Annotated in this window: 18 protein-coding genes, 1 tRNA gene and 1 pseudogene; 4 read left to right on the forward strand and 16 right to left on the reverse strand. The window is 41.1% G+C overall.

Annotation, left to right across the window (positions count from 1 at the left end; translation table 11 throughout):
* Nucleotides 1-11: 11 nt before the first annotated feature.
* On the reverse strand, nucleotides 12-962 hold the full coding sequence (locus HW279_RS04690; protein ID WP_009411039.1) for a type IX secretion system membrane protein PorP/SprF: 951 nt from the start codon (nucleotides 960-962) through the stop codon (nucleotides 12-14).
* Between the two features lie 567 nt (nucleotides 963-1,529).
* Complete coding sequence (locus HW279_RS04695) at nucleotides 1,530-1,718, reverse strand: phosphinothricin acetyltransferase (protein ID WP_178958162.1); 189 nt, start codon at nucleotides 1,716-1,718, stop codon at nucleotides 1,530-1,532.
* A gap of 637 nt (nucleotides 1,719-2,355) precedes the next feature.
* On the opposite strand from HW279_RS04695, the gene HW279_RS04700 reads away from it, so the two are divergent.
* Nucleotides 2,356-4,425 (forward strand): GDSL-type esterase/lipase family protein, encoded by a 2,070-nt coding sequence (locus HW279_RS04700; RefSeq protein ID WP_178958163.1) that lies wholly within the window; start codon nucleotides 2,356-2,358, stop codon nucleotides 4,423-4,425.
* Between the two features lie 397 nt (nucleotides 4,426-4,822).
* On the opposite strand, the gene HW279_RS04705 is transcribed toward HW279_RS04700, so the two are convergent.
* The 3 genes from HW279_RS04705 to HW279_RS04715 form a co-directional block, all read right to left on the reverse strand.
* Nucleotides 4,823-5,905 carry an OmpA family protein gene (locus HW279_RS04705; protein WP_178958164.1) on the reverse strand — a complete coding sequence of 361 codons (1,083 nt, stop codon included), beginning with the start codon at nucleotides 5,903-5,905 and terminating at the stop codon, nucleotides 4,823-4,825.
* A 45-nt stretch (nucleotides 5,906-5,950) separates the two neighbouring features.
* On the reverse strand, nucleotides 5,951-7,240 hold the full coding sequence (locus HW279_RS04710) for a leucine-rich repeat domain-containing protein (RefSeq protein ID WP_178958165.1): 1,290 nt from the start codon (nucleotides 7,238-7,240) through the stop codon (nucleotides 5,951-5,953).
* 856 nt (nucleotides 7,241-8,096) lie between these two features.
* Nucleotides 8,097-9,398, reverse strand: a complete 1,302-nt coding sequence (locus HW279_RS04715) for a hydroxymethylglutaryl-CoA reductase, degradative (protein WP_178958166.1) — start codon at nucleotides 9,396-9,398, stop codon at nucleotides 8,097-8,099.
* Nucleotides 9,399-9,528: 130 nt separating this feature from the next.
* On the opposite strand from HW279_RS04715, the gene HW279_RS04720 reads away from it, so the two are divergent.
* Complete coding sequence (locus tag HW279_RS04720; protein WP_009750564.1) at nucleotides 9,529-10,203, forward strand: porin family protein; 675 nt, start codon at nucleotides 9,529-9,531, stop codon at nucleotides 10,201-10,203.
* 106 nt (nucleotides 10,204-10,309) lie between these two features.
* Here HW279_RS04720 and HW279_RS04725 read toward each other — a convergent pair.
* The 7 genes and pseudogenes from HW279_RS04725 to HW279_RS04755 form a co-directional block, all read right to left on the reverse strand.
* Nucleotides 10,310-10,382, reverse strand: a tRNA-Phe gene (locus tag HW279_RS04725).
* Between the two features lie 175 nt (nucleotides 10,383-10,557).
* Nucleotides 10,558-11,274, reverse strand: a complete 717-nt coding sequence (locus HW279_RS04730) for a pyridoxine 5'-phosphate synthase (protein WP_178958167.1) — start codon at nucleotides 11,272-11,274, stop codon at nucleotides 10,558-10,560.
* 11 nt (nucleotides 11,275-11,285) lie between these two features.
* On the reverse strand, nucleotides 11,286-11,786 hold the full coding sequence (locus HW279_RS04735) for a peptidase M23 (protein WP_178958168.1): 501 nt from the start codon (nucleotides 11,784-11,786) through the stop codon (nucleotides 11,286-11,288).
* A gap of 12 nt (nucleotides 11,787-11,798) precedes the next feature.
* Nucleotides 11,799-12,038, reverse strand: coding sequence for a NifU family protein (locus tag HW279_RS04740; protein WP_009419040.1), 240 nt, complete (start codon nucleotides 12,036-12,038; stop codon nucleotides 11,799-11,801).
* Nucleotides 12,039-12,098: 60 nt separating this feature from the next.
* Nucleotides 12,099-13,208: pseudogene (locus HW279_RS04745) on the reverse strand (P-loop NTPase); the annotation flags it as partial.
* Nucleotides 13,209-13,575: 367 nt separating this feature from the next.
* Nucleotides 13,576-14,694, reverse strand: coding sequence for a peptide-methionine (R)-S-oxide reductase MsrB (gene msrB / locus HW279_RS04750; RefSeq protein ID WP_178958169.1), 1,119 nt, complete (start codon nucleotides 14,692-14,694; stop codon nucleotides 13,576-13,578).
* 643 nt (nucleotides 14,695-15,337) lie between these two features.
* Nucleotides 15,338-18,181 carry a triple tyrosine motif-containing protein gene (locus tag HW279_RS04755; RefSeq protein WP_178958170.1) on the reverse strand — a complete coding sequence of 948 codons (2,844 nt, stop codon included), beginning with the start codon at nucleotides 18,179-18,181 and terminating at the stop codon, nucleotides 15,338-15,340.
* Between the two features lie 1,167 nt (nucleotides 18,182-19,348).
* Here HW279_RS04755 and hutH point away from each other — a divergent pair.
* Nucleotides 19,349-20,857, forward strand: coding sequence for a histidine ammonia-lyase (gene hutH, locus HW279_RS04760; RefSeq protein ID WP_178958171.1), 1,509 nt, complete (start codon nucleotides 19,349-19,351; stop codon nucleotides 20,855-20,857).
* A 136-nt stretch (nucleotides 20,858-20,993) separates the two neighbouring features.
* Nucleotides 20,994-21,728 carry a 3-oxoacyl-ACP reductase FabG gene (gene fabG, locus HW279_RS04765; protein ID WP_178958172.1) on the forward strand — a complete coding sequence of 245 codons (735 nt, stop codon included), beginning with the start codon at nucleotides 20,994-20,996 and terminating at the stop codon, nucleotides 21,726-21,728.
* 151 nt (nucleotides 21,729-21,879) lie between these two features.
* Here the strand turns inward: fabG and HW279_RS04770 are convergent, their stop codons facing one another.
* The 4 genes from HW279_RS04770 to HW279_RS11060 all read right to left on the reverse strand — a co-directional run bounded on the left by HW279_RS04770 (nucleotide 21,880) and on the right by HW279_RS11060 (nucleotide 24,348).
* On the reverse strand, nucleotides 21,880-23,427 hold the full coding sequence (locus HW279_RS04770; protein ID WP_178958173.1) for a DUF4301 family protein: 1,548 nt from the start codon (nucleotides 23,425-23,427) through the stop codon (nucleotides 21,880-21,882).
* Between the two features lie 302 nt (nucleotides 23,428-23,729).
* Nucleotides 23,730-23,921: a hypothetical protein gene (locus tag HW279_RS04775; protein WP_178958174.1), complete on the reverse strand. Its 192-nt coding sequence runs from the start codon at nucleotides 23,919-23,921 to the stop codon at nucleotides 23,730-23,732.
* Nucleotides 23,922-24,066: 145 nt separating this feature from the next.
* Nucleotides 24,067-24,198: a hypothetical protein gene (locus HW279_RS04780; protein ID WP_009419051.1), complete on the reverse strand. Its 132-nt coding sequence runs from the start codon at nucleotides 24,196-24,198 to the stop codon at nucleotides 24,067-24,069.
* A gap of 27 nt (nucleotides 24,199-24,225) precedes the next feature.
* Nucleotides 24,226-24,348: a hypothetical protein gene (locus HW279_RS11060; RefSeq protein ID WP_255495770.1), complete on the reverse strand. Its 123-nt coding sequence runs from the start codon at nucleotides 24,346-24,348 to the stop codon at nucleotides 24,226-24,228.
* Nucleotides 24,349-24,430 lie beyond the last annotated feature (82 nt).

Consider the following 24,430-nt stretch of genomic DNA (forward strand, 5'->3'; position numbering starts at 1 on the left):
TTGTTATACTACTATCGCTGTGCACATTTACAGTTACTTACTCCTTGGAATAGGTCAAGACCTAAGGTTATCACGTGAGTACCTGAGTTGTATCTGATAAGTTCGTTTAAGTGGAGTTGGTAAGAGTATGCAAAGTACACCATTCCGCGTTTGAGCCCCGCCATAGGACCAATGTTTAGTGGTTTGAAGATTTGGTCATTTAACGAGCGATAATTCACCCCTACCCAATAATAATCGTCTAAATCCATCCAGCGGAATTTAAGGTTAAAATCAGTAGTAGAACGCCCGTCGCTTTCGTAGTACTGATAAAGTACTGAAGGCTCTATTTCAAAACGACTGTTCTTGTCTTTTTTATAACGGTATCCTGCGTAAACAAGGTAGTTGCGCAAAGCCTTAGGCTCTTCTTTGTAGAAACGCTCAATATCCTTGTTTAAGATGTTCAAACCCGATAGGTTTACAAACCATCTTTTATAGCGGTAAAGCACCGCTACATCAAAGTTGTGATTCACAGTAAAGCGGTCGTTAGTAACTTGTGGGTCAGGAATATTGTCGAACTTGTCGATATCAATCCTAAAAGTGTTTAAGGCATACGAAATACCAAATGAAATAAAGTGGTTGTCATAACGGTCAAGTGTAAGGTGGTGCGCAAACGTAGCTTTACCCCCCATTTGCTTGGTGTTCCCGTTGCGGTCATTATAAAGCATAAGTCCCACGCCGCTGCGTTCTCCTAAACGCATATCTCCCGCAAGCGATTGATAATCAGGAGCGCCCTTAACGCCTACCCATTGAGTACCTGCTGAAAGACGTATTCTCACAAAGTCCCCAATACCTGCATAGGTAGGGGCAATAAGAAATTCGCTATCTGCCAAATATTGGTTCATTTGTGGCAAGTTCAGCTCTTGCGAAAGAGCTTTCCCCCCCATAGTGCATAGTGCGAGCATTAACAATACTATTCTTTTCATTGTCGATAAAAATTTACTTAAACTATTTTCTTGCTATAAAATTACTAATTATCTCACAACACCTATATAGTACGTAGCTATAGTGTGCAAAATTTTCAGCAAATATACTCATTATTTTTTTACTGCACTATTTTTTTACAAAAAAAATGTGCATATTTAACACATTTATATTTTTATTAACATTTTTAAAGCTGTTTTTCAGCTTTTTATATTTTTATGTTTTGTGAATAATTAACATATAAAAATAGCCTATTTATACTTTTTTATGAAGATTATAATGCTAAAAACGGCTTTTAATACATTTTTTCATATGTGTAAAAAACACCGTATCTTAATAACCCCACCTAAACAATTTTAACGTTTCAAAATGATGATTTTTTTCTATAAACCATAAAACTTCTTCTCAAAACCACCCTAAAATCACCCTTCCGGCATTACATTCCCCCTTTGAAGGGGGCTAGGGGATGTTTTCCCCGATTTATCTATAGCCTAAGACCTCACACTTCCCCATTTACTCCACTGGCGCGAGCTTTTAGCTCTTGCTTTTACTGCTAATTTGCTAATTTTCTAATTTGCTAATTCCCTAATTATCTCTTCTCCTTTCCGTCGGCACATTCCCCCTTTGAAGGTAGCCAGCGATGGCTGGGTATGTGCCCCACGAGAGCGAAGTATGTGTAAAGGCGGAAGTTTGTCGCCTTTTCCAGCTTGTCCCCCTTCGGGGGTTCGGGGGCTTACCCAATAAATGATTCGCCACATTCCCCCTCTCCGAGTAAGTCCGCGAGAGATTTTCATCACATTTTCTTCGTCATTCGTCTCTCGTCATTCGTCATTTCATTATTTTTTCCGTCATACTCCCTCCTATTGCCTATGGCCTAAGGCCTATTGCCTATTCCCTTTTCTTTCGCCTCGAAACCCCGTTTTTACCATTTTTTGCATCGCTGTATTATACTATGAATCAACTCTTTATATACCCTTTCTATACCAATCGTCCAAGATTCGTATAAGCTTCCTATAAGCTCTCTATAAGCTAACCCCACCCTCCTTACACCCTTTTTTCATCAAAAATCCTTCCTCCCCTCTTCCGAACTTCTCCGTTTCCTTCCGACAGCTCCTATGCGTCACTTTTTGCGGTATACACTTTGCCAAAGTTTTTGCCTGTGCGGCTCGCACCTTTGGCAAAGTTGATTAGTGATATTATTGGTATTATTAGAATTTCTGGTACTATTGGTATTATTGGCATTTATCTCATTTTCTCATTCTCTCATTTTCTCATTTCCCTGCCCGTGCGGCTCGCACCCAAATTCTCTAATTTTAATTGTATACAACCTAACACTTTTTTTCTTACCTTTGTAGCTTAATATAAAACATTCTTACTTTCTAAGAATACTAACCAATGAAAAAGCGATTTTTCTTTATCACACTCTTACTCCTTACCGCCTTTGCTTGCGCACAAAAAAAGCCTCTTAAAGTGGCGTGCGTAGGCAATAGTATTACCTATGGCTATGGCATTGAAAACCGCGAGCAAAACAGCTATCCTTCGGTGCTTCAACGTCAGTTAGGAAAAGGCTATGAGGTGGAGAACTTCGGTCATTCAGGAGCTACTTTGCTCAGCAAAGGGCATAAGCCTTACATTCAGCAAGAAGAATACAAAAAAGCACTTGCCTTTGCAGCAGATATTGTGGTCATTCACTTAGGTATTAACGATACCGATCCCCGCAACTGGCCTAACTACCGCGATGATTTCGTAAAAGATTATCTATCTCTCATCGCTTCGTTTAAAAAAGCGAACCCCAAAGCGCGTATCCTCATTGCTCGTATGACCCCACTCGCACATCGCCATAAGCGATTCGAATCTGGTACCCGCGATTGGCACGCCGAAATACAACAAGCCATAGAGCGCATCGCCAAGCAAGCGGGCGTCCAACTTATCGACTTCCACGAGCCTCTATATCACTTCCCTCAAATGCTCCCCGATGCGGTACACCCTAATGTTCAAGGGGCGGCTATCTTGGCACAGGTAGTTTACAGTGCCATTACAGGTGATTACGGAGGCTTGCACCTCCCCGCTATCTATTCCGATAATATGGTATTGCAACACGGCATACCTCTCACCCTCGGCGGTATCGCCAATACGGGTACTAAAATCACTGTGAAGATAGGCAAACAACAACTCACCACTACCGCCGATAGCAATGGCAAATGGCAAGTAACCTTATCGCCACTTACTGCCAAAGAAACCTATACGCTCCAAATCACAGCAGGTAAAGAAAAACGTACCTTTACCAATGTAGTAGCCGGCGAAGTATGGCTCTGCTCAGGGCAATCGAATATGGAGTTTTATATGAATCAAACTTCTACGGGCGAAAAGGATATTCCGCAAGCCGATAATCCTAATATCCGCCTGTTTGATATGAAAGAACGCTGGCGTACCGACCCCGTAGAATGGAATGCCTCAGTGTTAGATTCGCTCAACCATTTACAATATTACCGCCCTACTCAGTGGCAAGTGTGCTCTCCTAAAACAGTAAGTCATTTTTCTGCGGTAGCTTATTACTTCGGGCGTACTCTCCAAAAAGATTTGGATATGCCTGTGGGGCTCATTTGCAATGCTGTGGGGGGCTCACCTACCGAAGCGTGGATAGACCGCCGTACTTTGGAATACAACTTCCCAAGTATTCTTTATAATTGGCGTGAAAACGATTTTATAATGGATTGGGTGCGCTCTCGTGCTTCCGAGAACATCAAAAAGTCTACGGATAAACTCCAACGTCACCCCTATGAGCCTGCTTATTTATTCGAAGCGGGAATACTCCCTTTAAATCATTATGCTATCAAAGGGGTAATATGGTATCAAGGCGAATCGAATGCGCATAACAAGGACGCTCATAGCAAGTTGTTTCCTCTATTGGTGAAGAGTTGGCGCACTGAGTTTGGCAATCCACAAATGCCTTTCTACTACGTACAGCTATCCAGTATCAATCGTCCGTCGTGGGGTTGGTTTAGAGACAGTCAACGTCGATTGATGAAAGACATACCACACAGCGGAATGGCAGTATCTTACGACCACGGTCACCCCACCGATGTACACCCAAAGAACAAACAACCCATAGGCGAACGCTTAGCGCAATGGGCTTTGAATGATACTTATGGCAGGACAAATATAATCCCTTCAGGACCTTTGTTCCGTTCAGCGACTTTCAGTGGGAAAGTAGCCACAGTTTCTTTTCAGTATGCACAAGGCTTGCACACCGCCGATGGCAAGACCTTACGCGGTTTTGAACTGTCTGACGGCAATGGTATTTTCTATCCTGCTACCGCCGAAATAGTAGGTGAAGAAGTGAAAGTAACCAGCGACCAAGTCGCTACCCCTAAAACCGTGCGCTATGGTTTTACCCCTGTTACCGACGCCAATTTAGTAAATCAAGCCAACCTCCCCGCCAGTACCTTTACAAGTGAAGAATAATGGTTAGTGGTTAACGATTAGTGATTAGTATAAAGCAATCGCTTTTGCGTCGCGTTTCGCCCTCTCTGAGGCAGAACTGGTTTGCAAATTTTGCATCGCTACACTTTGCTAAAGTTTTGCCTGTGCGGCTCGCACCTCATTTCCTAATTCTCTAATTTTCTGCCTGTGCGGCTCGCACCTACGACTAAATAAGGCTTCCTGATATCTCATCAGGAAGCCTTCATTACTGTATAATTTAACTAGTTGCGGTGAAGAAAAAAATCACCTTATGAAAAAAACCTTCTTATTCTTGGTCTTAAAATGATGTTCTTAAAAAACTCCCACAGAGGCTAAAAACAGTTTTTGTGTATCATTGTGATGAAGTTCTATCGCCTATTTCTGTGGGAGACTGCCATTACTACTGATTATCTTTCACTACGTTTATTTCCACCCTACGGTTAATTTCCTTTCCGCGTTCAGTCTCATTGCTCTCAATAGGTCGTGTTTGTCCATAACCTTTGGCGTCGAGGCGTTTTTTGCTTACACCGTGGCGAGAAAGGTATTGCTTGATGGCATCAGCACGGTCTTGTGAGAGTTTGAGGTTGTGCTCAGGAGTCCCGGTGTTATCAGTATGACCTTCTACTACAAAGTTAAAATCAGGGTTCTCGTTCATAATGATAGCAATGTTATCCAAGATAAACTCAGCCTGTGGTTTCACTACCGATTTATCAGTGTCGAACAAGATAGTCTTAGCATAAAGGTTTATCTGTTTCACCACGCGCTTAGTACGTTCTTCACGTTCTTCGGGAGTTTCTACACGCGTGATAGCTCCTGTTTTGGTTACGCGTTTGCGCTCTTTCTTTACCTTAGGTTCTTTTACCTTAGTGCGTTCTACGTGGTCTACAATAGGATTCTCACGGGCAGTAAGAGGCAATTTAAGCACTACACCAGCACCCCATTGGTAATAATCGTGACCTGTTCCACCTCCTACGTTGTAGGCAGTGTTCACATTGGCACCTACTACATCAGTAAACCAGAAGTTCACTCCTGCACCAGCGATAAACTTAAACTTGCTCTCATTATCTACTGAGGCAACGCCTACACCCACTTGCGGATAAGGGTCGAGCCAAGGCAATCCGTTCCATAAGCGGTTTAGGTGATAACGACCACGTACATCAAAAGCCCAATAACTCTTGGCATTGGTGAGTTTCGTTTCCTCTACATCGGGGAAGTAATTTTGGTCTTTCTTAATGCTTGCATAAGCAAAACCAGCTTCGGCAGTAATGCCTTTTTTGATATATCGAGCAGCGTTCACGCGGAAGCCCACATTCATATCAGGATACCCGAACCAGTCTTTTACTACACTTCTTTCAGGTACTTTAAAGTCTACGGTGCTCACGCCCGCTCCTACGAGCCAAGGGCGGTAGTTATCTTGTGCTGATAACACACCTGTGCTAAGGGTTGCTAAGGTGGCAACCATAAGTATTTTTATTCTGTTCATTCTCGTTTTGTTTTAGAAATTAGTTTGTCGCTACACGCGCTTTTCTTACATTCCTTTTATTCCCCCTTTAAAAGCTTGTTCTATCCAAGGGAATTTAAGTTTCCAATCATTCACATAAGCAGTTGGCACATACAATGTTGTATTGTTGTTATAACCTGTAGGACTATACCAAGAAGGTGTTGATTGGAAAGTCATTGAAATTTGGTTAGGAGTAGTAACATTTATGCGCACCTCTCTCGTTCCATCAGGGAATATGCTGTATTGTAAACTTTTAAGTTTACTACCAATAATAACTGATTGTATAGGGGTTGACCAGAAAGCATCATACTGTATTGATTCTACCTCAGGTAAGTTAATCCTAGAGATTTTTGTACCCCAAAAAGCTCCTTTATATATGTATTTTACTTTATCTGCCACTACAGTTGTTAAGTTTTGAGAATTATAAAAAGCATATTCATCAACAATTTCTACATTGTTAAGGTCTATTTTAGTAATCTTAGTATTTCCGTAAAGCAAATAACCACCACCAGTACTAGTAGTGCTACCAGGGTAGACTCTTTTTACTGTATAAGGTACTTTTGGTGGATTTTGCAACATATCAAAACTGCGTTTGGTTACGTACGTATCACTAGAAAGCCCTGTCAATCGGGTGCCATTATTATCAGTTCCCCAGAACTTAGTTACACGTTTAATAGTTACCACACGGTCTTCCGCATTGGCTTTTGTCAATCTAAAGGTAATAGGGGTTGTCTCATCGTAATGGTTTTTAGCCGTTACTTTTAATAAATTACCTGTTTGCTTAACGGTTACCCTTTCGCCGGCACCATCTGGTTTTAAAGTAGAGTCATCGTAAGTAAAGCCTTCGGGAACCTCTATGTCTACATAGTCCTTAGCGTCTTTGGTAGTTTTGTCACCGTCAATATTCTCAATAACAAAATTATTGCCGTCCCAACCTCTGTCACGTTCACCCACTATTACAGTAAGGGTAGCAGTAATGCCTACACCATTAGCAGTTTTATCGCTGATACGAATATCGTGACTGCCTGTACTGCCGTCTTCAGCTTCAATAACAAGTGAGGGAGAGGGGTCTGTACTCTTGCTTACAGTCAAATAACCCACAGGAGCTTCATAAGTGAAGTTATCAGTCGCACCGTCAATAGTAACCGTGCGTTTTTCTTTTTCTTGCATATGGATAGTGTGCGTAGCACCATCGCGGAAGAAAAAGTTGGTCTCGGTGCTAGAACGTGGTTTTTCGCCCACACCGTCATCGGCTTCTGATTTGCATCCTAAAGTAAGTGCTGTAAAAGCTACTAATGCAAAGATGTTTTTTCTCATATTTCTTTTCGTTTTTTAGTAAAAATTGAACGTTGCAAAGTTAAGGTGGCTGTCAAGTACTTGCCAAACTTTTTAAGATTAATTTAACGCGTTTTACCTCAATGACGTACTAATGACGTAGTTTTTTAACAATTGTTAATAAAAATTATTTATCCACGTAAAATAAGGGACTGTGACAAATCTCAAAGTACCAAAAACATCCTAAAAACTACCTAAAATTTCATTTGTAACCTATTGTTCTCTAATTATTTACTAAATCTTGTAGTACTTTTGACGTAGTACCTTAAACGCACTGAAAAATTAGTTTTTTTGTAATTCCCTTTTTTTCTCTATTTTTCTTCCATTTTCTACCTATGATTCCCTCTCGTGATTCGTTCCTCGTTCCTCATCATTTGTCATTTCTCCTCAGGTGCATTTCTTTTTTTAGTGAAATTTTGGTCTGTTCCACCTAATTTGTTAGTTATTTTATATCTGATAACTCTACCTAGTAGAACGAGAGATATTAGAAGATAGTAGCTCTATAAGTTCGATTAATGTTCAATTATAATTTAATTAATCATCATCGTAGACCCACTGTAGAGCCACTGTAGACCCACTGTAGACCCACTGTAGAGCCACTGTAGACCCACTGAAGACCCACGATAGTTTCGTTTGAAGTATATTTAAAGTCCATCAGAATTGGTTTGCATATATTCCTCCTCTCTGAAGAAGTCCGCGAGAACGGAGTATGTGATAGGGGGGAGGTCTCTCCGAGTCTCTCCGAGTTCTTCGAAGTCCTCCAAATCTCCAAAATATCTGAACAATCTGAAATCCCAGCCACCCCTCAACTCCCTAATTTTCTAATTTTCTCATTCCCTCATTTCCTAATTTTCTTGAGAGCTTCGGCTACATCGTTATATGTTACGGTTTTATCTTTAAAATAAGAAGAAAGTACACGTTTTTCCTCTTCGGTAGCCCCTAATTGATTAAAAATGTTGTTCAAGTGCATTTTCATATGCCCCTTCTGGATTCCCAAACTAATGAGAGAGCTTACAGCCGAAAAGTTCTGTGCTAACCCCACACAAGCCACTATTTGCATTAGCTCACGGGCGTTAGGCTTTTCAAGGATTTCAAGAGCCGTTTTCACCAAAGGGTGCAATGTAGTAAGTCCGCCCACGGTGCCCAAAGCCAAAGGCAGTTCAAGGGCAAAGAAGAAAGTATCGCCCTCTATCCACGCATCCGATAAGCTCTTGTACTGCCCGCTACGAGCAGCATAAGCGTGCGCACCAGCTTCTATGGCACGAAAATCATTACCCGTAGCCAAAATTACCGAGTCAATACCGTTCATTATACCTTTGTTGTGAGTGGTAGCACGGTACACATCAGCATTGGCAATAGCGAGAGCTTGCACAAATTTCTTCGCAGCTTCAGCTCCTTTTAAGTGAGCAATCTCCAGCTCCTCAATAGGGCATTGCACTTTTGCGCGCACCAAACAGTTAGGCACATAGTTCGAGAGTATCGACATTACGATTTCATACTTATCACCGATAGAGGCGTCCCGTTCCGCTTCTTCTCTAAACGTCTGTGCAAAGGATTCTAAGCACGAATTGATGAAGTTCGCACCCATAGCGTCTAAGGTTTCAAAAGTAGCCGAAAGCTGATAATAGTGCGCCAAAGCATCGGTTTTGTCCACTAAGGTAAGAGAAGTAATACCACCCCCGCGTTTTTCCATATTGGCAGTAATGGGTTGCGCTTTGGCGAGCATCAAGGGTTGTATGTGGTTGAAGAAGTTTTCTAAATTAGTTTTTTCACCGTAGAAGAAAAAATGTACGTGCCCCGTTTTTTCGGTAGAAAGCACTTCAGTATGAAAACCGCCACGGCTTTGCCAAAATTTAGCCGCCCTGCTAGCAGCTGCCACCACCGAGCTCTCTTCAATAGCCATAGGTACAGTATAAGTGCGCCCGTTGATGAGGAAGTTAGGAGCTACCGCAAAGGGCAGATAGTAGTTAGAGACCGTATTTTCAATAAACTCGTCGTGCAGTTTTTGAAGGTCAGTATCAGCGTTGTGGTACTTTTCAAAAAAAGATGCAGCATTCTCTATATTAGGGAAATAAGTATCGCAAAGCCACGCAATCTTTTGGGCTTTGGTAAGTTTAGAAAAACCGTCTATCTGTTTCATCAGTTGTTAAGTATTAGTGTTCAGCTTTTAGTTTGGGAGGCAAAGGTAATAATAATTAATATATTCGCAAGTTTGTTCATTTACAAAATATTTTGTATCTTTGTACTTAAATAACAAAAATCAATATAGAATGAAAAGAACAAAACTATTTTTAGCTGTAATGTTATTCAGCAGTATAGCGATGTTACAGGCACAGGTAAAGCCAGGTTTAGAAGTGAAAATAGGAGGCAATATAGCAGGACTTTATTACGCCGATTCTTCTAATAGTGATAGAACTTTTACCCCAGGTTTTCATACAGGGGCGTTGTTCAGTCTGAACTTCCCTACTGGACTCGCTCTTGAAACAGGTTTAATGCTCAACACCAAAGGGCAAGCCTATGAGTATAAGTATAAAGAAGGTAAAGAAAAACAAATCAGTGAGTTGCATTACACTTATGGTTATTTAGAGATGCCTTTTTATGTAGGCTATAAACTTAAACTCAGGAATGTAAAACTCGTTTGGAAAGCAGGTCCTTATGTAGCAGCAGCTTTGTGGGGCAATAGCCGTGAAGAATGGGCTTACTACAAGAAAGATAAGTTAAAGGACTATAAAGTAACCAATCGCCATTCTCTCAGCATAGGTAATCGTTCTTCTGATGATTTACGCCCTTTTGATGCAGGATTAAACTTAGCCACAGGCGTAGAAATCAAACGATTTACAGCAGGCATTCAGTACGGTATTGGTTTCAGCGATGTGCTCCCTAACCGTTCTGAAAGTACTTCAAACCAAGTGTTTAGCCTTTCAGTAGGATACAGAATATTTTAAATAGGAAAGTATAAAATAAAAAACAAAAGCCTCAGCATTACGCTGAGGCTTTTGCAATTCCTAATCCTTAAAAATATGAAAAATTTCCTCTATGAAGAAGATCTCGTGGTACCTCCAGGAATCGAACCAGGGACACAAGGATTTTCAGTCCTTTGCTCTACCAACTGAGCTAAGGTACCTTCTTTCATTACGGGTGCAAAAGTAATACTATTTTCGAAACTTGCAAAATATTTAGTGATTATTTTCTAAGTTTTTTCACTACTTTTTTTCAATACTTTGACATTCAGAATAATTATTAAAGAGTTTTTGTGTAAAATTCTCTGCTTTTTTAGCTAATGAACCTTTCGTTATTTACTAATCTGCCAATTTATTTAGGTAGAGTTGTATTACATTTTCTAAACCTAAATAGAGTGCTTCACAAATAAGTGCGTGCCCTATGGATACTTCCGATAAATTAGGAATATTATCTTTGAAGTACTTCACATTGTCGAGACTCAAATCGTGTCCTGCATTGAGTCCTAACCCTACTTTTTGTGCTTCTAAGGCTGCTTTTATATAAGGGGCAATCTGGGTTTTATCACCGCGAGCATACTCACGCGCATACCTCTCAGTATAAAGCTCCACACGGTCAGCTCCTATGGTAGCGGCAGCCGTTACCATTGCTTCTACCGGGTCTACAAAAAGAGAGGTGCGAATGCCGTTGCGCTTAAATTCGGCAACTACTTCGGTTAAGAAACTTTTGTGTTTTACCGTATCCCAACCTGCATTAGAGGTAATAGCATCTTCGGCATCAGGAACAAGAGTTACTTGGGTAGGTTTTACTTGCAACACTAAATCTATAAACTTAGGGATAGGGTTGCCCTCAATATTGTACTCGGTGGTTACTACTTTTAGCAAATCGAAGGCATCTTGGTAGCGGATATGACGTTCATCGGGGCGAGGGTGAATAGTGATACCTTCGGCACCGAACTGTTGTACGTCTTTAGCTACTTGTAACAAATCGGGGATATTGCCTCCACGTGCATTGCGCAAGGTGGCAATCTTATTGATGTTTACACTTAGTTTTGTCATTGTTTTTTGTATTATAAACTGTCTTGAGGTTGAGGTTGTGTCTCTTCCTCTTCTACTTCTTTACGAAGAATAGAATCTTTTTTTGTAGGAGTTGTCCTGTAAGCCTTAGGGTCGTATTTAGGGTTGGAGATGTTAAAGCTGGTAGTATCTTTGTCTTGTTGAGGTTTGATATTGCCTACAAGCACCTTTTTCAGTGAAGCGAGATACTCATCATTACTTTGCATTTTGCCTTCTAAGGAATCTACCCTAAAGACCAAATTTAAAGTCTCACGTTTGTTTTCTACGGCGGTATACCCCAAGATATACTGACGTAAAGGTGAATAGATAATCAACAAGGTGGTGAGCGTAATGAGCACAAAGGCAAACAAGGAACCAAACACAAAGATATTAAGACGACTCAAGCGGAAGGAAGTTTTCTCCTCATAAGTACTGTCGTCCATCACTACCAAGCGATATTTACTGAGCCACTTGCGTTTCCAATATTCTTTTCTCGATTCTTTATTCGTTGCCATTATACTGATTAGTTATTCCACACTGATTACCTTTTCTATTTGAGGTACAAACTCTTTGATGGTCATTTCCACTCCGCTTTTAAGTGTGACTTGGTTTACTGAACAGTTAGTACAAGTACCTTCTAATCGCACTTTTACGATTTTGCCATCTTCGATATCCACTAAAGAGATATCTCCCCCGTCGTTTTGCAAATAGGGACGTATCTTATCTAAAGCTTTTATTACTTCTTGTTTAAGTTCTTCTGGGTTCATTGATATTAGATGTTAAGAGTTAAAAGATAAAAGGGTAAGTATAACTCTTTTGGTTTCTTATTACTTACTACTGCACCCTGCCATATTGGTAATCTTGATAGCCTCAGAGGGTGGGAGGTTTTCGTTGCGAGCGACTACATTCTTCACCACTTCTTGTGCTAAGGAGTGGAAGGCTTTTGCTTGCGGACTGCCTTCTTGCAACGCTATGGGCTGCCCAGTATCGCCTGCCTCACGAACGGCTTGTACTAAGGGTATTTCGCCTAAGAAAGGCACTTTTAGTTCTCCTGCCAAGTGTTTAGCTCCTTCTTTACCAAAGATATAATACTTGTTGTTCGGCAATTCCTCAGGGGTAAAGTAAGCCATATTTTCTACGATACCCAACACAGGCACATTGATATTTTCTTGTCCGAACATTGCTACCGCACGACGAGCATCGGCAAGGGCGACGGGCTGTGGAGTGCTCACTACTACTGCCCCCGTGATAGGTAAGGCTTGCATAATGCTCAGGTGAATGTCGCCTGTACCTGGAGGGAGGTCGATGAGGAGAAAATCTAATTCGCCCCAAAAAGCCTCGAAAATGAGCTGGTTAAGAGCCTTGGCTGCCATAGGACCTCTCCATATCACTGCTTGATTAGCATTGGTAAAGAACCCAATTGAGAGTATTTTTACCCCGTAGTTTTCGATGGGCTGAATAAACGATTTATCCTCAATGGTTACTGAACGCGGACGCTCGGTGGCTACATCGAACATCATAGGGATAGAGGGGCCATATACATCGGCATCGAGCACACCTACTTTGAAGCCCATTTTGGCAAGTGCTGTTGCTAAGTTGGCTGTAACAGTACTCTTTCCTACGCCTCCTTTGCCTGAAGCAACGGCTATGATATTCTGAATACCTGGAATAGGTTTCCCTTTGATTTCAGGAACTTCGGGGGCGATTACTTTTACATTTACCACTACTTTGGCTTTCTCGTTTACTTCGCCGTGAATGGCTTTCATCACCTCTACTTCGGTGCGTTTTTTGGCTTGCAGACTGGGGTTGTTTATCACTACATCTACTACCACTTCATCACCAAAAACTACTATATTTTGTACAGCACCGCTATCTACCATATTTTTTCCTTCACCAGGAGCGGTAATCTTGCGGAGCGCTTCTAATACGTCTTTTTTTGAATAATCATTTTTTTAGTTATGAAAGCGAATCAAGGGTTGGATAAACTTACTGATTATAAACATCCCCCTGCCCCCTTCAAAGGGGGAAACGCGACGTAAAAGCAACAACGTGCTGTTAATCAATAATTATTATTTTTCAACTCTTGATTCATATTATGAGTTAAGAGTTAATAGTTAAAAGTTTTGCAAAGGTAGAACTTTAAAATGAGAAAAGCAAATTTAAAGAATTGTTTGTAGGGCGAACAAGCGAAATTAAAGATAAGAGGAAGTATAGCTTGGGCTAAGTGTATGATAAGTAATAAGTAAAAAGGGAAAGACCTAAAATAGTAGTCTTCCCCTTTCTTAGAATGAGAGTATTAATTTTTTATTTTTTAGTTTTTTTCTCTAAGAGGGATATATATTTGCCATAACCTTCTTTTTCCATATCGGCTTTGGGGATAAAGCGCAATGAAGCACTGTTGATACAATAGCGCAAGCCTCCTTTATCCTTAGGTCCATCGTTAAAAACGTGACCCAGATGTGCGTCGCCTAACTTACTGCGCACTTCGGTACGAATCATATTATGAGATTTATCGGTTTTTTCTTCTATGAGTTTTTTATCAATAGGTTTAGAGAAACTTGGCCAGCCACAGCCTGATTCGAACTTATCGGTAGAGATAAAGAGGGGTTCGCCGGTGGTAATATCCACATAAATACCTTCGCGGAACTCGTTGTAATAGGCGTTGGCAAATGGGCGCTCGGTGGCGCTTTCTTGGGTGACGGCGTATTGCTCGGGGGTGAGTTGCTTACGAAGGTCGGCTTGAGAAGGCTTTTTAAAGCCTTTCTGTTTGACTGGATTGGCTTTGCGGGCTATTTCAAACAAGGCTGGTGAAATATGGCAATAGCCTTGCGGATTCTTATCTAAATACGCCTGATGATATTCTTCGGCTTTATAAAAATTCTTTAAAGGGAGCACTTCTACTACTATGGGTTTACTGTATTGAGCGGCAAGTGTAGCAATAGCTTTGTCGATAAGCGGTTTTTCGGTTTCGTTTACGTAATAGATGCCTGTGCGGTATTGCGTGCCACGGTCGTTGCCTTGTTTGTTGAGGGAAGTGGGGTCGATGATTTTGAAATAGAGGTCGAGCAATTGGTTGAGGTCGATGAGTTGCGGGTTGTAGGTTACTTTTACGGTTTCGGCAAAACCTGTATTGCCTGTAGATACTTGTTCGTAACTGGGGGCTTTGGAGAGTTTGCCATTGGCATAGCCTACTTCGGTGGCGAGCACTCCGCGAATTTGTTTAAAGAAGTGTTCGGTGCCCCAGAAGCAACCTCCTGCAAAATAGATATCAGTAGATTTTGATTTGTTTGTTTTTTTCATTTCTGCTTGTTGATGAGTTGAATTTTCGTCGTTAGTGTTAAGTGGGGTTGTTCTTTGGCTATTGCCGTTAGCACACCCTGTTGTGAAAGCTATTGCCATAAGGCAAAAAAAATAGGTTTTCATTCTTAATGACTTTTTAATTGATGAGTTCTTGTTGATGATTTATTTTACCGCAATAGAGCTTCAAAAATAATGCCAGATTGATTAGTAAATTAGAAAATTAGAAAATGAGAGAATGAGGAAATTAGCAAATGGGTAGTGATAAAAAAGGTTTTTTGACGGGTCTGATTTGTCGGACAAATTGGACTGGCCTGAGCTATCGAAAGGAAATAAAAAAGAACGGAAGGGGCTGAGAAAAGTTTTGGTGAAAAAAGGCTATTAGGAGGGTGGGGTTAGCTTATAGAGAGCTTATAGGAAGCTTATACGAATCTTGGACGATGGGTATAGAAAGGGTGTGTAAAAAATTGATTAATAGCTTAATACAACAATACCAAAAATGCCAAAAACGGGGTTTCGAGGCGAAAGAAAGAGAAAGAGGCACTAGGCCTTAGGCCATAGGCAATAGGGGGAAGTACGACCGAAAGGAGAAGGGATAATTAGGGAATTAGCAAATTAGAAAATTAGTAAATGGGAAAGTATGAGGTATTAGGCCATAGGCACTAGGAGGATAACATCCTTCTTTACACATACCCAGCTGTCACTGGCTACCTTCAAGAGGGGGATTAGTGACAGGAAAGATAAAGGAGAGGTGGTGGAAAGGTGTTTTTTACTGGAATTTTACAAAAAAGTCGTACAGGTTATCGGTTTCGGAAAGGTTGAGTTTTTTGCGGATACGGTAACGGGCAGTTTCAACCCCACGAATGGATACACCTTGCATAGTGGCGATTTCTTTGGTGGTGTAATTAAGCCTTATCAGTACGCAAATACGCAAATCGGTGGTGGTGAGTGAAGGGAAACGTTCTTTGAGATTCTTGAAGAAGTTCTTGTGAATCATATCGAAGTTTTCTTGGAATACTGCCCATTGGTCTTCTTCTGAGATATTCTCGCGGATATGTTGCAAAATAAGATGACTTTTGGCTTTACTTACTTTCTGGTTGTCCATTAGTTGTTCGAGCTCTACTATGAGATTGGTAAGGAACTCGTCGCGCCTGATGTTTAGCATAGTGGCTTCGGCAAGAGCCTTACTCTTGTACTCTAACTGGTTGGCGAGTATTTGGTTTTGGAGTTTAGTCACTTCTTGTTCGCGTGACTCGATCAGGCGTTGACGACGTATTCTTTCACGCAAGAAGGAACGCTCTTTTTTCTTCATTTTATAACGGAAGTAGATAGCTGTTGCTACGATACTTACCCCGATGAAGCTGACGAAATACAATATATAAGCCCAAAGGCTTTTATACCAAGGGGTGGTGATTTGAAACGGGAGAGAATAGAGGGAGAGCTCTTTGTTTAGTTCGTTGAGCACTTTTACTTTGAGCCTGTATTTACCGGGAGGGAGATTTTGATAGCTGATGCTAAAATCGGGGTCGGCTTGCGCCCACCGCTTGTCATATCCTTCTAAGACGTACCACAGTTGGTAGTGTTCTTTACTAAAATTGGGATACTGAAATTGGAACACCAAATTGTTTTTGGCGTAAGGGAAAGAAGGATTAGCGGTAATTTCTTCTAAAAGATATTGGTCGGTATCGCGTTCGTAGGAGCGGAGGCTTTTTAGGCTGAGGTTATCAGGGTAGGAGGTTTGGGGGGTGTTATCGGTATAACGGGCGATACTACCGTCTAAACAAAAGAAAGAAGCACCATCGGAGGACACGAATACGGAGGCGCGGTCTTCGGTGGTAGGGTGTTGGAGGTCATCGAAAGCAATCTTTTCGGTTATTTTGTATTGACCATCGACAAACGAAACTAAAAAGTAATCGGTGGCAGTGATAAACCAGAACCGATTATCGTTTACGGGTACTATATTGCGGGTTTTGGTGAGCTGAGGGAGTTGTTCATTGAGGATAGTATAAGGTACAATTTCTTCTTTATCTTCGTTGTAGTAGTAGAATTGAGAGCCGTCGGCAAAGACTACTTTTCCGCGTATTTTGAGGAGGCGGAGGGCTTCTTTGGTTTTAGGTTTATTGAACACTGTTTTGTGTTTCACCTTTTTTAGGTCTTCGGTAAGTGAAAGTTTGCAGACGCCTTTATAGATGTGATTCGTCCAGATGTTGCCCATAGGGTCTATTTCGATGCGATAAGTAAGGTCGAAAAAGCCATCGACGATATGTGAGGGTTCCCACCTGCCAGCTTTGTCTCTCTTGTAAATAGTAAGTACAGAATACGAAGAGCCGACGAGCACCTCCTGACCGTGAATCGTTCCTTTCTTTAAATCCATACCGCCGACGCCTACATTGCTGAGGGGACGTAATTGGTCACCTACGAGTTCGGAGACTCCTTTGTTATGTCCTACAAATAACTGGTGGTCGAATTGCTTTACGAACCACACTTGGCTTGAGAAGTTGGGCAGTTTGTTGAGTTTTCCGTTAGTAAGAGAAAAGACTCCTTTATTAGAAGCTAAGTAATAAGAGTTGCCTTGCTCAGCCATATCGCTGATGAGCTCTACATCGCCATTTAAATTTAAGAAGCGGAGTTTGCTAGGGATTTCAATCATAGCAATACCGTTGTCTAAGGCTACCCAGAGGTTGTGCTGGATATCTTCATAAAGCCCGAGTACGGTGTTATTGTTCAGTCCGTTTTTCTTGTGGATATGCCACAGGACTTTACCTGTGCTGACATTGATAGCATACAAACCTTCGGAAAGGCTTCCTAAGATGAGGTTACCTTCATCGGTAATGAGCGCGCGGTTGAGCCTAATGGAGGGTAATACGGCGTCGATATCGGTAGTGAACTTGCGCAACTGGTCGGTTTGAGGGTTGAAAAAGAACAAGCCGTTCTTATCGGTTACCAGAAGGAGTTCTTTTTGATAGGGGATAGTAGCGATTACCAAGCCTCCTAAGCTGTTAGTAGAGAGTTTTTGGTGGAGGCGATGCTGAGAGTCGATGGTATAAAAGTCGGCATTTACGCCTTGCATATAGAGGGTATTGCCGTCGGAGAACATTGCAAAAGGGGCGGGTTTAGGGCTGAAAGCGCGTACTTGGTTGCCGTCGAACACAAAATAGGAGGAGAAAGTTTGGAAGTAAATTTTATCTTGATGTTTGAATATGCGCCAGACTTCATCGTTGTGAAAACGGTAATCTTTGAGTTGGTCTTTTAGAGAAGTGTAGACCAATTGGTTTTGAGCATTGCGCTGGAAGTAGCCAAACTCTTCAAAAGAGCCTACATAGACGCGCAGTTTGGGATCGTTATTATCGGCAAGAACAGAACGGGCTATTTTTTTCTGGGGCAGGTAGTGGAGTTGCCATACCTGTCCGTCGAAAGTAAGTAGCCCTTGGTTATTAGCCACGTAGAGGACGCCCGTTTTGCATTGGCTTATTTGCCAATTTTGCAAGCCTGCCTTGTATTGAGTTTGAGAGTAGTTATAGATAGGTGGGACAAAAGGCAAGTCCTGATTTTGGGCTGTGGTGGTGGGGAAATGCCCCAAAAGAATGATAAGTAAGATGATGAAGTGCTTCATATCTATCGCACAATAGTGAGCGACAAAGGTACGAAAAAAAATTAAATAAGGTGCATTAGGAGGGTAAAAGATATGAGGGAAATTAGAAAATTAGAAAATTAGAAAATTAGAAAATTAGAAAATTAGAAAATTAGAAAATTAGAAAATTAGAAAATTAGAAAATGAGGAAATGAGGAAATGAGAGAATAAAAGAAAAATCGATTAAAAAAATAAATAATTTAGGTGTGAGTAAAAAGTAGTAACGGTTATGAGGGTGAAAGACAAGATTTGTCAGGAGGTAGAGCGGGGATAAGATGAAGGTAGGGTGAACGATGAGTGGGTCTACAGTGGGTCTACAGTGGCTCTACAGTGGGTCTACAGTGGCTCTACAATGATGATTAATCAAATTATAATCGAAGATTAATTGAGTTTATAGTGCTACTATCTGCTAATATCATTGGCAACTGGTTAGATTTGTCGGACATAAAAAAACTAACGTGAGTTCAATGTAAGAAAAGTGTAGCTTACGCTACAGAAATCTTACAATTCTTTACAAATCAAACAAATAGGCAACAAGTTGCCTTTAGACACATATTCTGCTATGCCAGCTCGCAAACTACACACAGATTACACGGATTGCACTGATAGTCTTTCAATTGACAATTGACAAATGTGATGCGCACGGATTGGCAACTTCGTTGCTGGATTTCACGGATTATAATACAAATACAATTGTAAATCAGTGTTGTATATATTGAACAGATATTATAGTCAAACAAAAATAGATTACGACTCAATAGGCTTGCTTTTAGAGGACGATTTGCAAATCGCCTTTACAATATACTGAAAAAGCGACTGATTATCAGTGTGTGAATTTTACTAAGGGTCGTAGCACGACGAGGTGAGAGCTACACGAGCAGGTGGAAAATTAGAGAATTAAAAAATGAGGGTGTGTAGTTAATCGGAGTTCTCAGAAAATCTCGGAGAGGCTCAGGACATCACTGATGACTAAAAACTAAGTACTAAATTTTGCTAATTTACAAATTAGTTATTATCTTTGTCGCCAGATTACTAATGGAGTGATTACCTTAATAGGGCGAATTGCCTCACATACTCAGCTGCGCCAGCTCGCTGACTTTGCCCCTACGACATAACACAAAACTTGATTTATATTAATAACTAAAAACAATGAAAACATTACGTACTTACAGCGATTTTAAAGATATCGTTTTTGATAAGAAAGAAGTGGCTATTAGCAAAGAAGCTAAAGCCCTCATTGAAGAGAGTTACGCTTTCTTAAAAGACTTTGCAGAGAACAAAATCATTTATGGCGTGAATACGGGCTTTGGACCGATGGCGCAATATCGCATTGAAAAAGAAGACCAATTGCAGTTGCAATACAACCTTATCCGCAGTCATAGTTCGGGCTTAGGGGAGGTGTTTGATGAAGAAACCGTGCGTGCGGCTATATTGTGTAGACTTACGAGCTTGTCGTTAGGCAAATCGGGGGTGCATATAGAGGCAATTGAACTGATGCGCGACCTATTGAACTACCGCATTACCCCGCTTATCTTCCAACACGGAGGCGTGGGAGCTAGTGGCGACCTTGTGCAGTTAGCCCATCTCGCCTTAGTGCTCATAGGCGAAGGAGAAGTGTTCTACAAAGGGGCGCGCAGACCTACGGCTGAAGTATTTGCTGAAGTGGGACTCAAACCGCTACAAATACATTTGCGTGAAGGACTTTCGCTGATGAACGGCACGTCGGTAATGACGGGCTTGGCAGGGGTGAATGTGTATTACGCACAAAAGCTATTGGATTGGACAGTGAAGTTCACAACGGCTATCAACGAGCTAGTACAGACTTATGACGACCATTTTTCGGAAGAGTTAAACAACGCCAAACAACATACTGGGCAAAAAGAAATCGCCCGAATGATGCGCGACTTCTTGCACGATAGCAAGCGCACCCGTAAGCGTGCAGAACACCTTTACAAAGGGCAGCACAACGAAACTATATTTAAAGAAAAGGTGCAAGAATACTACTCCTTGCGCTGTGTGCCACAGATACTCGGGGCTGTATACGACACTATTGCCCATACTGAGCGCATCGTAGAAGAGGAACTGAACTCGGCTAACGACAACCCAATAGTAGATGTGCCTACCCAGCAGGTATATCACGGGGGCAACTTCCACGGCGATTATATATCCCTTGAAATGGACAAGCTTAAACTGGTAGTTACCCGTATGACAATGCTTGCTGAGCGACAGCTCAACTACCTTTTGAATCCTAAAATCAACGAGCTATTGCCACCATTTGTAAACGCAGGGAAATTGGGCTTTAACTTCGGTATGCAAGGGGTACAGTTTACCGCTACTTCTACCACTGCCGAAAACCAAACCCTCTCTACCTCGATGTATGTGCATAGTATCCCGAACAATAACGACAATCAGGACATTGTGAGTATGGGCACCAATGCCGCAACGCTCACCCGCAAGGTGATAGAGAACGCTTTCCAAGTACTCGCCATTGAAGCGATTACCATTGCACAGGCTATTGATATCTTAGGCTGTTATGACGAGCTTTCAAGCACTACCAAAGAATGGTACAACGAAATAAGAAGTATTATCTCATTCTTTAAAGAAGATATGGTGTTTTATCCTTATTTGAAGGAAGCCACAATGTGGTTGAAGAAATAGAATGTTTTTCAACTTTGGTAAAGTTTCAAACTTTGCCAAAGTGTAGCCACATCGTGGTTGAAAAAATAGAACAATCTGACTTGTTGGACTAATGATAGAAAAACAAAAAAAGAAGTAAAACTAAATAAAAAAACAAATGAGAAAGTATGCTATTATTACAGGTGGTTCGCGAGGTATAGGGCGTGCTATATGCGAAAAACTCGCACAAGACACCGATTATCATTTACTCATTACTTACCAAAGCAATGAGGTAGCTGCACTTGAAACCCTCAATCACATCAAGAAATTAGGACGTGAAGGAGAGATTATACGCTTTGACGTATCTGACCACCAAAGTACTACCGAAGCCCTTACCAAATGGCAACACGACAATAAAGATGCCGTAGTAGAGGTGATTGTGAACAACGCGGGTATTAACCGCGATGGGCTCTTTATGTGGATGCCCCAAGAGGATTGGAGCAAAGTGATTTCCACTACTCTCGACGGCTTCTACAATGTAACTAATTTCTTTATCCAAAAGATGTTACGCCATCGTTATGGACGTATTATCAATATCTCATCGGTATCGGGGGTGAAGGGAACCGCAGGGCAAACTAACTATTCGGCTGCCAAAGGAGCCATTATTGCCACTACTAAAGCCTTGGCACAAGAAGTAGCCAAAAGACACATCACCGTGAATGCTATTGCACCTGGTTTTATCCGCACCGATATGACCTCTTCGCTCAACGAAGAAGACCTCGTGAAACTTATACCGGTAGGTCGTTTTGGGGAAGCCGAAGAAGTAGCTGACCTCGTATCGTTTTTAGTCTCTAAAAAAGCTTCGTATATCACCGGAGAAGTGATTAATATCAATGGGGGAGTGTATAGTTAGGTAAAAGATAAAAGGTAAAAGGTAAAGTCAGCCAGGGCTGACAGCTGGGTATGTGAATAAAAGAAAAAAGTATTGCACAAAAAGCGTTGCCCAAGGTCGTAACACGACCTTGGGCAACGCTTTCTTAATAATGTCAATTGTTAATAGAGGATTATCCTTGGTGAGTTTTCTTCAATAAATCGTTTACTACTTTTACGGGGTTGAAGGTGATGATAGGTACTTCTACGAAAAGGGTAATCCAGTGAGCCATAGAACCGTTCCACAAACCTGGCAATTCGAGAGCTTTTAGCGGTCTGCCCATAAAGGTTTTGGAGGTTATAAAGGCTTGGTTAGGGTCTACGTACTGTTGTAGATCGAATTTCTCGCCTTTGTAGTTTTTAGTGCCACAAACCAAATCTACGGGGTTAAAGTGAGTAGATTGCTGGAAAATTTCCTTTTGCTTGGTATCTGACATATTCACCTGTGCAGACTCGATGATTTGTAAACTATAACCTTCACCATCTTTCACCCAGAAAGGACCTCCACCGGGTTCGCCTTCGTTCTTCACCATTCCGCATACGCGTATAGGGCGATTGAGTTGTTCTTTGATGAACTCCATAGCATATCGACGGCGGAATTTATAGAGATAATCGGGAACAGAGATATTAATTTCTTTGAGGAAATCGAGGATATGCTTAATCTCTTTCTTCTTAATCTTATCATTATCTATACGATGTAGGATTTTAAACACTTCGTCTTGTACTTCACATAGTTTTCCGGCGAGCGCTTCTTTGTAAAACACGGTCTCATCGGTGTATTTCTTTACCACTACATTATCAATATTCTTGATGAAGATGATATCGGCATCGATATCGTTGAGGTTGCTGAGTAGCGCTCCGTGACCCGCAGGGCGGAAGAGTAAATTACCTTCTTCGTCGCGGAAAAACTCATTATCCTCGGTTACCGAAACCGTATCAGTACTTGGTTTTTGGTAAGAGAAAGTTACATCGAAAGTAATGTTATAGCGTTCTTCGAGTATAGGTTTGATATGGTTGAGTTCCTTATAAAAAGCTTCGGTATGCTGCTCGGTGATGGTGAAGTGTAGGTGTGCTACTTCCTCATCGGAGGCATAAAGTACTGCTTCGCGGAAGTGCTCTTCAAAAGGAGTAGCGATTTTCTCGGAATGCTTATGGAAAGGTAGTAATCCCTTAGGCATATTGCCATAGCCCAACCCTTCTTCATTGAGAAGCGTATTGACGATGATGTGTTTTTGGATATCTTCGTTTAGTGAGGAAAAGTCGGGGTGATTTTTATCAATAGCAGCTTTTAAGATAGGATAAAAGGCAAAGCGTTCGAGACCTTCGAAGAAGGTTTTAACTTCCTTGTTACCTGTTCTATTGACATAAGCTATAAATGACTCACGGTCGGGTTCGAAGTCGTCTCGAAAAGCGAAAAGAGCTTTAAACATACGGGTAGCCGCACCAGAGGCAGGTACGAATTTGAGGATAGTGTTACCGCGCTTTCGTTTTTGATAAATAGCAGCGTACTTGGCGGCTTCTTCTTTGCTGAGCGGAATAATACCGTCGTCTATCACAGCGGCTTTATACAGTTGTATAGGAGGGACTCCTTGTTTGAATTGCGCTATTTGGGCATTGAGTATTTCTTCGGAGATACCTTTTTTAATGAGCAATTTTCGGTCTTTTTCTGTTAATTCATTCATAATATAATAGTTTCGTTTAACATTCTAAAACTTACGATTGTTTTAGAGGACAAAGATATAAACAAAAAAAGATAAAAGCAAATAAAAAGCAAAAAAAGTTTTTGGAAGATAAAAGATAAAATTTATGACAGCTGAGTATGTGGGAAATGAGGAAATGAGGAAATGAGGAAATGAGGAAATGAGGAAATGAGGAAATGAGGAAATGAGGAAATGAGGAAATGAGGAAATGAGGAAATGGAGCGTGAGCTTGTAGCTCACGCTAACAAAGGGACTCGGAGGAGCGAGCTATATGAGTATTTTTATTATTTAGTTTTTGAAACCACAGATTCTTCTATAGTTATATCGGCTTTTGCGCGGTCTCTTCCTATTTGAAAGCCTATGGTAAGGAGTATTGCTATCGCCCCAATAATAGAAAGTACTAAGCGTCTTTCTTTATTTTTCTCGCGATAAGCACTGGCTAAAAAGATACATAAAAATACAATAACTAACCACATAATATAAGGGTTTAATGAGAGATATAATACAAAAATCCTCCTGTAGCTTTCCCTAATCTATAAATAAAAAATATAGATAAGATAACAGCTACAAGGGTTAGTCTTTTGTCACTAAGAATAAGGCGACGGACTGAGGTAAGAAAATTCATAAGTCTTTCTGGATATTCCCTACAAATTCTCCTAAGGCATAAAAAACGCCATATAAGAACCACCATAGTAGAATGGCTAAGAATATCATTTTGGGTATGGATACTGTTTCTGATTCTTTTGTTTTCATATTACAAACGAGTATTAATGTTAATAACTATTGTCCGAACAATCCTTCAAGGAACCCTTGTTTGGCGGAAGTCCAGTTGTTGTACAGATAGGCGATTGCCATTAGTATTAGGAAAGCACCTAATATTCGGTTTGGTTTTGATTTTTTCATATGCTTATTATTAAAAAGCGAATTAAGGGAAATGTTGAAAGGGTCATCACGTACAGGCATTATAAAATTCATCAGCGGTGTT

Source organism: Capnocytophaga sp. oral taxon 903, assembly GCF_013394785.1.
Classification (GTDB): domain Bacteria; phylum Bacteroidota; class Bacteroidia; order Flavobacteriales; family Flavobacteriaceae; genus Capnocytophaga; species Capnocytophaga ochracea.

Coding starts and splice junctions, on each gene's coding strand:
- HW279_RS04755 (WP_178958170.1), bottom strand. CDS start 18,181: ATGAAGCACTTCATCATCTTACTTATCATTCTTTTGGGGCATTTCCCC.
- HW279_RS04735 (WP_178958168.1), bottom strand. CDS start 11,786: ATGGCAACGAATAAAGAATCGAGAAAAGAATATTGGAAACGCAAGTGG.
- hutH (WP_178958171.1), top strand. CDS start 19,349: ATGAAAACATTACGTACTTACAGCGATTTTAAAGATATCGTTTTTGAT.
- HW279_RS04710 (WP_178958165.1), bottom strand. CDS start 7,240: ATGAGAAAAAACATCTTTGCATTAGTAGCTTTTACAGCACTTACTTTA.
- HW279_RS04730 (WP_178958167.1), bottom strand. CDS start 11,274: ATGACAAAACTAAGTGTAAACATCAATAAGATTGCCACCTTGCGCAAT.
- HW279_RS04705 (WP_178958164.1), bottom strand. CDS start 5,905: ATGAACAGAATAAAAATACTTATGGTTGCCACCTTAGCAACCCTTAGC.
- HW279_RS04715 (WP_178958166.1), bottom strand. CDS start 9,398: ATGAAACAGATAGACGGTTTTTCTAAACTTACCAAAGCCCAAAAGATT.
- msrB (WP_178958169.1), bottom strand. CDS start 14,694: ATGAAAACCTATTTTTTTTGCCTTATGGCAATAGCTTTCACAACAGGG.
- HW279_RS04700 (WP_178958163.1), top strand. CDS start 2,356: ATGAAAAAGCGATTTTTCTTTATCACACTCTTACTCCTTACCGCCTTT.
- HW279_RS04780 (WP_009419051.1), bottom strand. CDS start 24,198: ATGAAAACAAAAGAATCAGAAACAGTATCCATACCCAAAATGATATTC.
- HW279_RS04770 (WP_178958173.1), bottom strand. CDS start 23,427: ATGAATGAATTAACAGAAAAAGACCGAAAATTGCTCATTAAAAAAGGT.
- HW279_RS04690 (WP_009411039.1), bottom strand. CDS start 962: ATGAAAAGAATAGTATTGTTAATGCTCGCACTATGCACTATGGGGGGG.
- HW279_RS04695 (WP_178958162.1), bottom strand. CDS start 1,718: ATGTGGCGAATCATTTATTGGGTAAGCCCCCGAACCCCCGAAGGGGGA.
- HW279_RS11060 (WP_255495770.1), bottom strand. CDS start 24,348: ATGAAAAAATCAAAACCAAACCGAATATTAGGTGCTTTCCTAATACTA.
- HW279_RS04720 (WP_009750564.1), top strand. CDS start 9,529: ATGAAAAGAACAAAACTATTTTTAGCTGTAATGTTATTCAGCAGTATA.
- HW279_RS04775 (WP_178958174.1), bottom strand. CDS start 23,921: ATGTGGTTAGTTATTGTATTTTTATGTATCTTTTTAGCCAGTGCTTAT.
- fabG (WP_178958172.1), top strand. CDS start 20,994: ATGAGAAAGTATGCTATTATTACAGGTGGTTCGCGAGGTATAGGGCGT.
- HW279_RS04740 (WP_009419040.1), bottom strand. CDS start 12,038: ATGAACCCAGAAGAACTTAAACAAGAAGTAATAAAAGCTTTAGATAAG.